The organism is Amycolatopsis sp. NPDC051716 (assembly GCF_040681595.1).
Taxonomy (GTDB): Bacteria; Actinomycetota; Actinomycetes; order Mycobacteriales; family Pseudonocardiaceae; genus Amycolatopsis.
On the sequence record NZ_JBFAZA010000027.1, the window covers coordinates 75,059 to 88,938 of the forward strand.

A 13,880-nucleotide genomic window follows, 5' to 3' on the forward strand; every position below is an offset into this window, starting at 1 on the left:
TCCTCAGCAGACTGGCCCGAGTCAGGTTTCGTCGTGGGCGGGGAGGGTTCGATGGACCAGGTGCGAGTGGCGGCGTGGGCGTCCGACCCGATCGCCCTGACCGGGCTGACCAACCACCTGAAGTCGCGCCCGGAGCTGCTGGTCCTGCCGCGCGCCCGCCGGGGTGAGGCGGCGGTGCTGGTGTTCGCTGTCGGGGAGGTCGACCGCGAGGCCGTCGCCGCGCTGCGGGCCGCGGCCGCCGAGTCGCCGGCCGCGATCGTGCTGGTCGCCGGGCACGTCGACCCCGAGCACGTCGGCGTGCTCGCCGACTGCCACGTCTCCGCCGTGCTGCCGCGGACCGCGCTCGACCGGCTGACCGCGAACGTGCTCGCCGCGGCGCGGGGCCGCTCGTCTTCGCTGCGCGAACAGGTGGAGGCCCTGGCCAACGAGGGCGGCGGGGCGGCACTCACGCCGCGCGAGGTGGATGTGCTTCGCCTGATGGCCGAAGGCTGGGACACTGCCGAGATCGCGGGCAAGCTCTGCTACTCGGAGCGGACCGTGAAGAACGTCATCTACGCCATGACCAACCGGCTCAACCTGCGCAACCGGCCGCACGCGGTCGCGTACGCCGTGCGGGCCGGTGTGATCTGAGGAAGCCTGTTGCGAACGATCGCCCGCCGGACCGCCATCGTGGTCGCCGCGTTGCTCCCGCTCGCCGCCTGCACTCCGGGTGACGCTGGTGACGCCGGGGGGAAGACGAAGCTGACCATCGCGACCTTCGGTGAGTTCGGCTACGCGCCCCTGATCGCCGAGTACGAGAAGCTGCACCCGGACATCACGGTGCAGAACCGCGTCACCGACTTCGACACCCACCACAAGGGGCTCGCCACGCAGCTCGCCACCGGGCGTGGCGCCGCCGACGTCGTCGCGATCGAAGAGCAGTACATGCCGCAGTACCGGAAGGCGAAGGACAAGTTCGCCGACCTCGCCGGCTTCGGCGCCCGCGAACTCGAAAAGCAGTGGGCGCCGTGGAAGTGGGCGCAGGGCACCGACGGCGCCTTCGTGCTGGGCCTCGGCACGGACATGGGCAGCCTCGCCCTCTGCTACCGGCGCGATCTGTTCCAGGCGGCCGGCCTGCCGGCCGATCGCGAAGAGGTCGCGAAGCTGATGCCCGACTGGGCCGCCTACGCCGCCACCGCCGAGCGGTTCACCGCCCAGACGCCGAACGTGAAGTTCGCCGACTCCGCCGGGACCGTCTACACGGCGATGCTCAACCAATCGCCGGAGAACTACTTCTCCCAGCGTGACGACTCCTTCATCGCCGACCGCAACCCGAGCGTGCGCACCGCCTTCTTCCTCTCCGGCGGCCTCGCCGCGAAGGGGCAGACAGCGGCGGCGACCACGTTCACCCAGGCGTGGAACGTGGCGATCAAACAGGGTTCCTTCGCCACCGTCGCCTGTCCGGCGTGGATGCTCAGCCAGATCAAGGAAGCCGGCGGGGACGCCAACCGCGGCAAGTGGGATGTCACCACCGTGCCCGGCAAGAGCGGCAACCAGGGCGGCTCGTTCCTCACCGTGCCGAAGCAGGGCGCACACCAGAAGGAGGCGTACGAGCTCGCCCGCTGGCTGACCGCTCCGGAGCAGCAGAAGAAGCTCTTCCTCTCCGACGGCATCCTGCCCAGCGAGCCCGCGGTGTACGAGGATCCGGAGGTCCTCGCGCACGCCGACCCGTACTTCGGCGATGCGCCGACCGGGCGGATCTTCGCCGCTTCGGCCGATCAGCTGCGCCCGAACTACCGTGGCCTGCGCGATGCCGACGTCCGGCCGGAGTTCGGCCGCGCCCTCGGGCGGATCGAGGAACGGACCGACACCGTCGACCAGGCCTGGACGAAAGCCGTCCAGCAAGCTCAAGCCGCCCTGAAGTAGCCGTTCGTGCAGCACCGGCTCGCCCGCTGGGACCGCAAGGTCACGCCGCTGCTGTTCGTCGCGCCCTTCTTCGTCCTGTTCGTCGTCTTCGGCGCCTTCCCGCTGCTGTACACGGCGTGGGTTTCGCTGCACGACTGGAACCTGCTCGAAGGCGACCGGGGCGCCTTCGGCGTCGCCAACTACGGCGACCTGCTCACCGATCCGCACTTCTACAACGCGCTCGCCAACACCGTCTCCATCTTCCTGCTGGCCGCGATCCCCGAGTTCCTGCTGGCCCTGGGCATCGCGGCGCTGCTCGACCGGCCGCTGCGGGCCGCGACCTGGTGGCGCACCGGGGTGCTGCTGCCGAACGTCGTGTCCGTCGTCGCCATCGGGCTGGTGTTCGGGCAGCTGTTCAGCCGCGATTACGGCGTCGTCAACGAGGTGCTCGGCTGGTTCGGTGTCGCGCCGGTCAACTGGCGGGCGACGACCTGGTCGTCGCACCTCGCCGTGGCGAGCATGGTGCTCTGGCGCTGGACCGGCTACAACGCCCTGATCTACCTGGCCGCGATGCAGGCCGTCCCCGGCGACCTGTACGAAGCCGCCGAGCTCGACGGCGCCTCGCGGTGGCGGACGTTCTGGTCGATCACCGTGCCGGGCATCCGGCCCGCGCTGGCCTTCACCGCCATCGCCGGCACGGTCAACGGCCTGCAGCTGTTCGCCGAGCCGCAGCTGTTCGACGCCGGCGGCTCGGCCGGGACCGGCGGCAACGACCGCCAGTTCCAGACGCTGGTCATGTACCTGTACGAAAAGGGCTTCACGCACCTCGACGCGGGCTACGCGGCCGCGCTGACCTGGGTGATGTTCGTGGTCTGCGCGGTGTTCGCGCTGGTCAACTACCGGCTGGTGCGCCGGTTCGTGAGGTCGGCGTGACCGCGCGGCGCCGGCCGGGCGGCTGGGTGTACGCCGCGCTGACGGGGGTGCTCGGGGCGTCGGTGTTCCCGCTGTACTGGTCGTTCGTCGTGGCCACGCGGGACAACGCGGCGATCGGGGAGACGTCGCCGCTGCTGCTGCCGGGCGGGAACCTGGCCGAGAACGTGCGCCGCGTCTTCGCCACCGTCGACTTCTGGGCGGCCATCGGGAACTCGCTGATCGTCTCGGGCACCGTCATGGTGGCCAACGTCGTGCTGGCGAGCCTCGCCGGGTTCGCGTTCGCGCGGCTCGAGTTCCGCGGCCGCAACACGCTGTTCCTGCTGGTCGTCGGTTCGGCGATGGTGCCGGCGCAGCTCGGCGTCATCCCGCTGTACCTCGTCGTCGGCGACCTCGGCTGGTACGGGCGGCTCGAAGCGGTGATCGTGCCCGCGCTGGTCAGCGCCTTCAGCGTGTTTTGGATGCGCCAGGCGTGCGAGAACGCGATCACCGCCGACCTCGTCGACGCCGCGACCGTCGACGGCTGCTCGATCCTGCGCACCTACTGGCACGTGGCCGTGCCCGCCCTGCGCGCGCCGGCCGCGGTGCTCGCGATGCTGACGTTCATGGCCACCTGGAACGACTACTTCTGGCCGCTGGTGGTCCTCGACCCCAACGAGACGCCGACCGTGCAGGTCGCGCTGTCGCAGCTGGCCAGCGGCTACTACACCGACTACGCGCTGATGCTCACCGGCGCGACCGTCGCCGTCGTGCCCGTCATCGCCTTGTTCCTGCTGCTGGGCCGCCACCTCGTGCGCGGCATCCTGAAAGGGGCACCGGTATGACCTTCCCGGCGGGTTTCCTGTGGGGCGCGGCGACCGCGTCCTACCAGGTCGAGGGCGCCGTCACCGAGGGCGGCCGCGGACCGTCCATCTGGGACACGTTCGCGGCGGCCGAAGGCAAGGTGGTCGGCGGCGCGACCGGCGCCGTCGCCTGCGACCACTACCACCGCTTCCCCGAGGACATCGGCCTGCTGGCCGACCTGGGGCTGAACGCCTACCGGTTCTCGGTCGCGTGGCCGCGGGTGATGCCGGACGGCCGGACGCCGTCGGCGGCCGGGCTCGCCTTCTACGACCGGCTGGTCGACGAACTGCTGCGCCGTGCCGTCGTGCCGGTGCTGACGCTCTACCACTGGGACCTGCCGCAGGCGCTCGAAGACGCGGGCGGCTGGCCGGAGCGGGACACGGCTTCGCGGTTCGCCGACTACGCCGCGGTCGTGCACACCGCGCTCGGCGACCGGGTGAACCAGTGGACGACGGTCAACGAGCCGTTCTGCGCGGCCTTCCTCGGCTACGGCAGCGGCGTGCACGCGCCCGGCGTCCAGGACTACGACACGGCGCTGGTCGCGGCCCACCACCTGCTGCTCGGACACGGCCTGGCGACGCGCGCCCTGACCGCGCAGGCCCGGCCGGGCCACGAGTTCTCGCTGGCGCTGAACTTCGCCCCGGCGATTCCGGACGGTTCCTCGCCGGCGCACGCCGAAGCGGCGCGGAAGTTCGACGGCATCCACAACCGGTTCTTCCTCGACCCGGTGCTGGGCCGGGGCTACCCGGAGGACGTCCTGGCCGACGTCGAGCACCACGGCGGCCGCTTCGCCGCGGCGGTCCGCGACGGCGACACCGACGTCATCGCCGCCCCGATCGACTGGCTGGGCGTGAACTACTACGCCCCGGCGCGCGTCACCCCGCTCGAAGACCCGCACGCGCCGAGCAACTGCCCGCTGCCCGCGTTGCGCGGCTTGGACGTCCTGCCCGCGCCGCCGCCGCTGACGGCGTTCGGCTGGGAACAGGCGCCGGCCGGCCTGACCGGCCTGCTGCGCTGGATCGACACCCGATCCGGCGGGCTCCCGCTGGTGGTGGCCGAGAACGGGGCGTCCTTTGTGGACCGGGTGGTCGACGGCCGGGTGTTCGACGCGGCGCGGGTCAACTACTTCATGGAGCACCTCGCCGCGGTCCACGACGCCCTCCGCGCCGGCGTCGACGTCCGCGGCTACTTCGCCTGGTCGCTGCTGGACAACTTCGAGTGGGCGATGGGCTACACGCAACGGTTCGGCCTGGTGCACGTCGACTTCGAGACGCAGCGGCGGACGGTCAAGGAATCGGGCCGCTTCCTCGGCCGGGTCGCGAAGGCCAACGGGCTAGGAACGCCGGCGGAAGGCGTCGGCGACCCCCGAGCGTGACGGCGTCTCCAGCTTGCCCAGCAGCCGCGCCACGTGCGCCTGGACCGTCCGGCGCGGCAGGGACAGCTCGGCCGCGATGTCCGGGTTGGACCGGCCCTCGGCGACCAGGCCGGCGATGCGGACCTCGATCGGCGTCAGCGACTCCCAGCCGTGGCCCGGCCGGATCGGGGAGAACAGCGCACCCCGGCGGACGCCGAGGCGGCGCAGCCGGGTTTCCGCGCGCCGCAAGTCCCAGCGCGCCGCCAGCGCCGTGTACAGCTCGGCCGCCTCTTCGAACGCCGCGTGCGCCGCGTCCAGCCGGCCCGCGCGGGCCAGCAGCACGGCCGCGTCTTCCAGCGCCGAGGCCAGCTCGGGGCGGCGGCCGACCGCGCGGAAGTGCTCGGCCGTGGCCAGCACCGGGGCCGGGTCCTCGTCGATCAGCCCGCGGCACCACGACGCCGCCGCGTGCGCCCGCGCCGGACGTCGCTCCTTCGCCGCTTCCTCTTCGCACACCGCCAGCGCCCGGCGGGCGCGGCCGACGTCGTCCTGCTCCATCGCGAGCCGCACGAACGCCGGCAGCCACTGGTGCCGCAGCATCATCGCCGCGTACGTCGGGTTCAGGATCGGCTCGAGGACGGTCAGCGCGCGGAGCCGGTCGCCGCGCTGCTCGGCCGCCAGTGCGTCGGCGACCAGCAGGAAGTCGAAGCTCTCGCGCTCGGCGCCGGTCGCCGGGGCGTACTCCTCCGCCGCGTCGAGGTGGGCCGCCGCCTGGGCCCGGTCGTCGCGGCGGCCCGCGATCAGCGCCGCGACGCCGTGCAGCAGCAGCGCCGCCGGGCCCGGCTCGCGCAGGCCGTAGAACGTGATCGCCGGGCCGTCCTCGATGACCGTGTCCAGCTCGACCAGGGCCTCGTCCCAGCGGCCTTCCCAGTACCGGTGCACCGCGGCGGACACCTGCAGCCCGACCGGCAGCGCGTGCCGCGCGGCGACTTCGCCCGCCGCACGCAGGGCGTCGCCCGCTTCGGCCAGGCGGTCGAGGTTCTGCAGCGTGAACACGCGGTTGTCGAGCAGGTCGAGGTGCAGGTCGGCCAGTTCGTGCTCGTCGCCGACGGCCTCGATCGCCGCGTCGATGTGGGCGAGTGCGCGGTCGTGCTCGCGGCGCACCGAATCGACCAGCCACAACGACTGCAGCGCGTGCGCGGTCAGGTAGGGGTCGCCGCCGGCGAGCGCTTTCGTCTCGTGCGCCGTCTGCTCGGCGGTGTCCAAATCGGACAGGCTGCCGCGCCGGAAGTTGGCCAGCAGCTGCCGGTGCTTGACCCGCCAGAGTTCCGGCACCGCCGGGTCGTCGACCCACGCGGCGAGCGTCGCGACGGCGCCTTCGGTGTCCCCGCGGCGGTGCCGCAGCGCCGCGAGCACGTGCCGCATCTCCTCGACGGCGTCCGGTTCGGTGGCGACGTCGAGGGCTTGCCGCGTCAGGGTTTCCGGGCCGCGTTCCAGCCGGAACAGCACCTTGACCAGGGCGACCAGCAGCGTCTCGCGGCGCGGATCGGTGGCGGAACACGCGGCCAGCGCGCGTTCCAGCAGCTCGACGGCGATCAGCGGGGCCCGGGTCGAGACGACCGCGTGGTGCGCGGCGAGCCAGTCCAGTACCCATTCGTCCACTGTGGCCGGTGCCGCCACCAGCTGCTCGGCGACGCGCTTCACCGGCGCGCCGATGCCGGCGAGTGCCTCGGCGGCCTGCCGGTGCAGCGCCGCCCGGGTTCCGGCCAGCAGCCGGTCGTACAGCGCCTGGCGCAGCAAGGGGTGCCGGAACGCCAGCTGCGTCCCGGTGTCGATCAGGACGTTCGCCGCGACGGCTTCTTCCAGGGGCGCCAGCAGGTCGGACGGCCGGGTGCCGAGCACCGCGGCGACGTCGCCGACGGCGAACTCCATGCCCAGCAGCGCACCCCAGCGCAGGACTTCCTGCGTCCGCGCGGTCAGGAAGTCCAGCCGCCGGTCGACCGCGGCGACCACCGAGCGCGGTGCTTCGAACTCCGCCGGGTCGTCGACGTCGGCCTGGCCGTCGCTCACCGCGACCGCGCCCGCCCGGCGCAGGACGTCGACCATTTCCTTGACGTACAACGGGTTTCCGGCACCACGGGCGGCCAGCTCGCGCAACCCCGGCCCGGGCGGCGCCCCGAGCTGGTCCTCGATCAGCCGGCCGACGTCTTCGCCGGTCAGCGGCCCGAGGTCGAGCACGACCCCGTCCCGGGCCTGGACGCCACGCCGCAGCTGGGCCAGTTCGGCGCGGTCCGGCGCCGGGCGAGTGGCGGCCACCAGCAGCAGCGGCAGCTGCCGGGTCGCGGCGCAGAGCCGGTGCCAGACCAGCACGGAAGCTTCGTCGGCCCACTGCAGGTCGTCGAGCACCAGTACCTGCGGCGACTCCGCGCAGAGCTCGTCGACCAGCGCCAGCAGCCGGTCGACGGCGCCGAGCACCGGGTCGGCCGGCCCCCAGCTGCGCCGCGCCGGGCCCTCGCCCGCGAGTTCTTTCGCTACCCGCGCGCGCCGCGGATCCGGCGAATGCGCGTCGATCGCCAGGCATTCCAGCACGACCTGCAGCGGGAACCGGGTGCTCAGCTCGTCGGCGGCCGCCCAGAGCCGCTGGAAGCCGGGGCCGTCCGGCAGTGAGGTGGTGAGCAGCTCGGACTTGCCGATCCCGGCCTCCCCTTCGATCCAGACGGCCCGGCCGCGCCCGGCCCGGACATCGGCGACGAGCTCGGCGAGCCGCGCGGTCTCGGTTTCCCGGCCGAACAGCCGGTGCCCGCTGACCACGACCGGCGCCGCGGGCGCGTCGAGGGCGGCGTCCTGGGCGAGGATCTGCCGCTGGAGCCGTTGCAGAGCGGGCCCGGGTTCGACGCCGAGTTCCGCGACGAGCGTGGCGCGGGCGTCGCGGAAGACGTCGAGGGCGTCGGCGGGCCGTCCGCTGCGGTAGAGGGCGAGCATGAGCGATTCCCGCAGCGACTCCCGCAGGGGGTGCTCGCCGGCCAGCACCGCCAGCTCCGGCGCGAGGTCGAGGTGCCCACCGAGGGCGAGCACGGCCTCGGCACGCCGCTCGAGCGTGTTCAGCCGGAGTTCGGCGAGGTATTCGCGGTGCCGCTCGGCGAACCCGCCGGGGACCCCGGAAAGGGCCTCGCCCTGCCAGAGCGCGAGAGCGTCGTCCAGTTCGGTGACCGCGGCCCGCGGGTCACCCCGCTCGAGGTGCCGCTGGGCGCGTTCGCGGTGCCGTTCGAACAGGGCCGCGTCGAGCGCGTCTTCGCCGAGGAGTAGGGAGTACCCGGCGGGATCGGAGACGAGGACGCTGGCCGCCGACCAGCGCGACCGGTCCGGTTCGAGGGCACGCCGGAGCCCGGAAACGTAGGTGTGGACGCTGCCTTCGACGCTCGCGGGCGCGGAATCGCCCCAGACGCCGGCGATCAGTTCGGCCCGCGGAACCGGCCGGCCGGAATTGACCGCGAGCACCGCGAAGATGGCACGCTGACGCGCGGGGCCGAGGCCGATTTCGGCCGCCCCGCGCCAGGCCCGCAGCGGGCCGAGCACGCCCACCCGCAGGCCGGGGTCCGCATCCCCTGGCATGTCGCTGCCGTCCCCTCTGGGGCGTGCGCCCCAGACCCCTTCCCCCAGGGACATCTCGGTACCGGCTACTCCGATGACCTTACCGACGTGGCAACCCCACCCGAGGTTGCGCGGCGCCGCCGAGATGGAGCGGACGGCGGGTCCGGCTGCGGCGAGCGGCCCGCGGCCGGGGTGAGCGGTCATCCGCCGGAGGGTGGTTCGGTGGGCGGGTGGCGCCGGCCGCTCGGTTCGGCGACGGCGAGCCGAGCCCGACCGCAGCGGCTCGAGGAGGGCCGCGCGCGGCTTCCATCCACGGCGGGGAGGCGGTCGGCTGCGGCGGGCAGGCGGTCAGCGCTGGGGACAGGCGTTGCATCCCCGGTGGGCAGGCGGCGCATCCGTCGCGGGGAGGCGATCAGCCCCGGTGGGCAGGCGGCGCATCCGTCGCGGGGAGGCGATCAGCCCCGGTGGGCAGGCGGCGCATCCGTCGCGGGGAGGCGATCAGTCCCGGTGGGCAGGCGGCGCACCCACCGCGGGCAGGCGATCAGCCCCGGTGGGCAGGCGGCGCATCCGTCGCGGGGAGGCGATCAGTCCCGGTGGGCAGGCGGCGCACCCACCGCGGGCAGACGATCAGCCCCTGAGCATCGCTGCCCGGTCGCCGCGTGCCCCGAAATCGCCGTTCCCGCTCACTCCCCGGCCACCGCCCGGGACCGCACCGCGGGTGCCCGCCGGATGCCGAACGGCCCCATCCGGGCCTCCGCGCGCCGCACGTCCCACACCGCGCCCATCTCCGTGTACGCCGTCAACGCGGCCCGGAACGCCGTGCGCGCCTCCGTCAGCTCGCCCGACTCCGCCAGCAGGATCGCCGCGTCCTCGGTGGCCTTCGCGTGCTTGAGCAGGCGGCCGGCCACCCGGTAGTGCCCGGCCGCCGTCAGGACCGGCCCGGGATCACCGGCCGCCAGACCTCGGCAGTGCGCGGCCGCCGCCGCGTGGGCCGGTGGGACCTCTCCCTCGGGCTCGAGCAGGCGCAACGCCTCCTGCACCCGCCGGTGATCGCCGAGGGACAAGGCGAGCCGGACCAAGTCGGGGAGCCATTGGTACCGCGCCGCCGGGGGGTGGTTGTCCTCCAGCAGGGGCAGCAACGCCGTCAGGGCCGCCTCCGGCCTGCCCTCCTGCTCCGCCAGCAGGGCCCGCGCCGCGAGGAGGAAGTCTCCGCCGTCCGGCTCCAGGCCCGGTGGCCACTGCCGGCGGTCGGCCGCGTCCAGGTGCGTTCTCGCCTGCCCCGGTTCGCCGCGGTGCCCGGCGATCAGCGCGCCGACGCCGTGCACCAGCAGGGCCGAGCCCGGGCTGCGCAGGACGTAGGACGCCGTCTCGGCGCCGTCGCGGATCACCGCGTCCAGCTCGGCCAGTGCCGCCGGCCAGCGGCCCAGCCAGTAGTAGTGCACCGCGCCGGCCAGGTGCATCTCGCCCGGCACCGCGCGGGTCGCGGCGATCCGGCGGGCGGCGTCGAGCGGCTCGGCGGCGTCGTCGAGGCTGTCGAGGTTCGGCACGGTCAGGGCCGCGTCGTCCAGCGGGTGCAGCCCGGCCGGTGCCAGCGCCGTCTCGTCGCCGAGCTTCTCCAGCGTGGCCAGCAGTGCCTCGTGCCGCCCGCGCCACATCTCCGGGACGTCGGTGTCGTCGAGGGTCCGCTTCAGCTCGGCGGTCGCCTCGGCGAAGTCGCCACGGCGGTAGTAGACGTAGGCCAGGATCCAGCGCATCTCGGCCGCGCGCCTGCTGTCGGACGTCCGCGCGACGACCGAGCGGGCCTCGGCTTCGGGCTCCCGGCCGAGCCAGAACAGCAGCCGGGCCAGCGTCGCGGTCAGCGTCTCCCGCGCGTCCGGCGGCAGCGTGCCCTGGGTGACGGCGTGGCGCAGCAGGTCGACCGCGACCCGCGGGGTCTCGGTGGCGACCGTCCCGATGTGCTCCAGCAGCCACCCGGTGACCCACGGGTCCACCTGTGCGGGCGCGGCGGCGAGCTGCTCGGCGACGCGTTCGGCGGGCGCGCCCGCGGCGGCGAAGGCCTCGGCCAGCTGCCGGTGCAGCGCGACCCGCATCGCGGCGGGCGTCTTTTCGTAGAGCACCCGGCGCACCAGCGGGTGCCGGAAGGCCAGCCGATCGCCCGATTCGACCAGCACCCCGGACGTGATCGCCTCGTCGACCGCGCCGACCAGCGCCGTCGGCGGCCGCTCGGTGGCGACGGCGATGTCCGCCAGCGAGAACTCGGGCCCCAGCAGCGCGGCCCAGCGCAGGGTGTCGCGGGTTCCGCTGGAGAGGAAGTTCAGGTACAGCGTGATCCGCGAGCCCAGCGGCGGCGGGATCGTCTGGCTCGCATTGCCGTCCAGGTGCGCGTGGACGCCGTCGAGCACGATCATCGACTGGGCGAGCAGCGTCTCGACGATTTCCCGGACGTAGCGCGGGTTTCCGGCCGCGTAGGAGACGAGCAGCTGCAGCCCGGGCCCGGGTGGCGCGCCGGCCAGCTCGGTGGCCAGCTCGCGGGTGGCGTCCTCGGTCAGCGGCGGCAGGACCAGGACGGTGGTGTCATCGTTGTCAAGCTCGGCTCGCAGGTCGTCGAGCGCGGCCGGTCGTGGCACCGGACGGCAGGCGCCGACGAGCAGCAGCGGCAGCTGCCGCGTCTCCCGGCTCAGGTAGCGCCACACGCGCAGCGTGGTGTCGTCGGCCCACTGCAGGTCGTCGACCACGAGCACGAGCGGCGCCTCCGCGCACAGCTCGCGGACCAGCCCGAGCACGTCGTCGACGGGATCCTCGCCGGACTGCCCGGTGAGCCGCGCGGCCAGCGCGGCCCGGCGCTCGTCGGTGGCGCGCGGGTGCACGCCCAGGGCGTCGAGCAGGGGCCGCAGGGAGAACCGCTGGTCCAGCGCGTCCGCGGCGGCGAAGGCCGGATGAAAGTCCTGCGCCGCGGCGAGGAGTTCGGCGAGCAGGGCGGTCCGGCCGCTGCCCGGCTCGCCGTCCAGCCACACCGAGCGCCCCACCCCGGCACCGAGGCCGACGACGGCTTCGTGCAGCCGGTCGAGTTCGGCCGCCCGGCCGGCGAAGATCTCCGCCCGCTCCGGCAGCGCCGCGGCCGGCATCCGCGCCGGTCGCGCCGGCGGAGGTTTCGGTTGCGGTGCCGCGGGCTTCTCCAGCAGTTCGTCGTGCAGCCGCCGCAGGGCCGGCCCGGGTTCGGTGCCCGACGACTCGACCAGCCTGTCGCGGACGTCGGCGTAGACCGCGATCGCCTCGGTCCGCCGGCCGGCCCGGACCAGGGCCCGCATGAGCAGTCCGCGCAACGTCTCGCGGAACGGGTGTTCGCGGGTCAGCGCGGTCAGTTCGGCGACGAGTTCGGTGTGCCCACCCGATTCCAGCACGACCTCGGCGCGCCGCTCGGTGGTCGCGAGCCGGACCTCGGTGAGCCGCGCGCGCTGGGCGGCGGCGAACGGCCCGGGCAGGCCGGACAGCGGAACGCCGTGCCAGAGCCCCAAAGCTTCGTCGAAGGCCTCGCGGGCACCGCGGAGATCGCCCGCCGCGTGCCGGCGTTGCGCCTGCTCGCGCAGGGCTTCGAACCGGTGGACGTCGATCGCGTCGGCGTCGAGGCACAGCGAATAGCCGGACCCGATCGACGCGAGCAGCTGCGGGCCCTCGCCCTTGACCCGGCCGGGTTCGAGCGCGCGGCGCAGCCCGGAGACGTAGGTGTAGATGGAGCCCTGGGCGCTCTGCGGCGGCGCCTCGCCCCAGACGGCGTCGATCAGCTCCTCACGCGAAACCGTGCGGTTCGGGTGCATCGCCAGTGCGGCGAGGACCGTACGGCGGTGCGCGGAGCCGAGGTCGAGCTCCGTATCGCCCTGCCAGGCCTTCATGGGGCCCAGCAGCTGGAGTCTCGGTGCGGAGCCGTCCGCGGCCGACATCGGTCTCCCTTCGTGCGTGAACGAATCGTCACGCGCCGGATGCCTGCCGTGAGCATACGCGGACGCCGTGAACCGGCAGGCAAGGATGGCGGACATTCGGGCAACCGCACCCGGCTGGGGTTCCGCGCCGCCACCGCGTGCGCCACGCTCGGGGAGCCGGAGAGGAGCGCGATGCCGACCGAAGACATGCAGCGGGCCGCCGCCTGTTTCGCCTCCGCCCTCGAAGGCGCCCGTTCCCGCCTTCGCGACGTCAACAGCGAGATGGCGATGGCGCAGGCGTCGTGGCGCGGTGAGGCATCGGTGCGGTTCGGCCAGGCGATGAACGACTGGGAGCAGGAGTTCGACGTGATCCTTTCGCGGCTGGCGGAGCTGCTGGAGACGACCGGCGGCCCGATGCCGCGGCCGCGCCTGCCGTGACCCGGCTCGACTTCAGGTTCGCCGATCTGGTGCTGGACCGGATGGGGGCGATCACCGGCGAGCTCGGCGAGCTGCTGGCCGACCTGGAAGCCCGGGTCGAGCCGGAGCTGGCGAGCTGGACCCCGGAGGCGCGGGAGGAGTACTGGCGCGCCAAGCGCGACTGGGCCCGCGCGGCCGGCCGGATGCCCGGGTGCCTGGAGCGGGCGCGGGCGGCGTTCGGGGAGCTGTCTTCACGCGCGTGAAGACGGAATAGGGAAGGCGTGAAGACACGCCGTCCACACTGCGCGCATGAAGCCCGTCGAAGTGAGCGTCCTCGCCTCGGACCCGATCACGCACGCCGGCGCGGTGAGCCTGCTGGACAACCATCCCGACGTCCGGCTGACCGACCTGCTGCCGGACGTGCTGCTGGTGATGGAGGACCACGTCACCGAGGCCGTCCTGGGCGAGATCCGGGCGGCCAAGGCGTCCCACGTCGTGCTGGTCGTCGAGCACTTCCGCGAAAGCGACCTGATGGCGGCGCTGGAGTGCGGCGTGGTGGCGATCCTGCCGCGCCGCGAGACGGGCGGCGCCGAGCTGCTGACGGCGGTGCTCGCCGCGGGCGACGGCACGGCTCACCTGCCGCCGCGGCTGCAGGGTGCGCTGCTCGCGCAGGTGCAGCGGATGCGCAAGGACGTCCTGGAGCCGAACGGGCTCACGCTTTCGGGGCTCGCGGCCCGGGAGTGCGACGTGCTGCGGCTGGTCGCCGAGGGGTTCGGCACCGAGGAGATCGCGGCGAAGCTGTGCTATTCGGAGCGGACCGTGAAGAACGTCCTGTACGGCTTGATGACGCGCTGCGGCCTGAACAACCGCGCCCACGCCGTCGCCTACGCCCTGCGAGCCGGCGCGATCTGAGACGTTTTCTTTTCCACTGTCACCTTTTCGTGGGC

At 73.8% G+C, this 13,880-nt stretch carries 10 protein-coding genes; 8 read left to right on the plus strand and 2 right to left on the minus strand.

All coding sequences use genetic code 11. The features are described 5' to 3' along the window. Positions 1-51: 51 nt before the first annotated feature. Genes AB0M30_RS31635 through AB0M30_RS31655 form a run of 5 tightly spaced genes read left to right on the plus strand, consistent with a single transcriptional unit; the run spans position 52 to position 5,032 of the window. A complete protein-coding gene (locus AB0M30_RS31635; protein WP_364591166.1) occupies positions 52-630 on the plus strand; it encodes a LuxR C-terminal-related transcriptional regulator in 579 nt (192 codons plus the stop codon). Between the two features lie 9 nt (positions 631-639). Next, on the plus strand, positions 640-1,905 hold the full coding sequence (locus tag AB0M30_RS31640; protein WP_364591169.1) for an ABC transporter substrate-binding protein: 1,266 nt from the start codon (positions 640-642) through the stop codon (positions 1,903-1,905). A gap of 6 nt (positions 1,906-1,911) precedes the next feature. Next, on the plus strand, positions 1,912-2,817 hold the full coding sequence (locus tag AB0M30_RS31645; RefSeq protein WP_364591172.1) for a sugar ABC transporter permease: 906 nt from the start codon (positions 1,912-1,914) through the stop codon (positions 2,815-2,817). Next, positions 2,814-3,638, plus strand: a complete 825-nt coding sequence (locus AB0M30_RS31650; protein ID WP_364591175.1) for a carbohydrate ABC transporter permease — start codon at positions 2,814-2,816, stop codon at positions 3,636-3,638. The genes AB0M30_RS31645 and AB0M30_RS31650 overlap by 4 nt, the downstream gene beginning before the upstream one ends. Then, positions 3,635-5,032 carry a GH1 family beta-glucosidase gene (locus AB0M30_RS31655; protein ID WP_364591178.1) on the plus strand — a complete coding sequence of 466 codons (1,398 nt, stop codon included), beginning with the start codon at positions 3,635-3,637 and terminating at the stop codon, positions 5,030-5,032. Before AB0M30_RS31650 ends, AB0M30_RS31655 begins: the two co-directional genes overlap by 4 nt. On the opposite strand, the gene AB0M30_RS31660 is transcribed toward AB0M30_RS31655, so the two are convergent. Both AB0M30_RS31660 and AB0M30_RS31665 read right to left on the minus strand, forming a co-directional pair. After that, positions 4,991-8,620, minus strand: a complete 3,630-nt coding sequence (locus AB0M30_RS31660) for a BTAD domain-containing putative transcriptional regulator (protein WP_364591180.1) — start codon at positions 8,618-8,620, stop codon at positions 4,991-4,993. The two genes, AB0M30_RS31655 and AB0M30_RS31660, sit on opposite strands and share 42 nt — an antisense overlap. A 662-nt stretch (positions 8,621-9,282) precedes the next feature. Continuing rightward, on the minus strand, positions 9,283-12,537 hold the full coding sequence (locus tag AB0M30_RS31665; protein ID WP_364591183.1) for a BTAD domain-containing putative transcriptional regulator: 3,255 nt from the start codon (positions 12,535-12,537) through the stop codon (positions 9,283-9,285). Between the two features lie 171 nt (positions 12,538-12,708). Between AB0M30_RS31665 and AB0M30_RS31670 the strand changes: the two genes are divergently transcribed. Genes AB0M30_RS31670 through AB0M30_RS31680 form a run of 3 tightly spaced genes read left to right on the plus strand, consistent with a single transcriptional unit; the run spans position 12,709 to position 13,845 of the window. Next, positions 12,709-12,954: a WXG100 family type VII secretion target gene (locus tag AB0M30_RS31670; RefSeq protein ID WP_103336998.1), complete on the plus strand. Its 246-nt coding sequence runs from the start codon at positions 12,709-12,711 to the stop codon at positions 12,952-12,954. After that, positions 12,951-13,196: a hypothetical protein gene (locus AB0M30_RS31675; RefSeq protein WP_364591187.1), complete on the plus strand. Its 246-nt coding sequence runs from the start codon at positions 12,951-12,953 to the stop codon at positions 13,194-13,196. Before AB0M30_RS31670 ends, AB0M30_RS31675 begins: the two co-directional genes overlap by 4 nt. A gap of 46 nt (positions 13,197-13,242) precedes the next feature. Continuing rightward, a complete protein-coding gene (locus AB0M30_RS31680; RefSeq protein ID WP_364591190.1) occupies positions 13,243-13,845 on the plus strand; it encodes a response regulator transcription factor in 603 nt (200 codons plus the stop codon). Positions 13,846-13,880 lie beyond the last annotated feature (35 nt).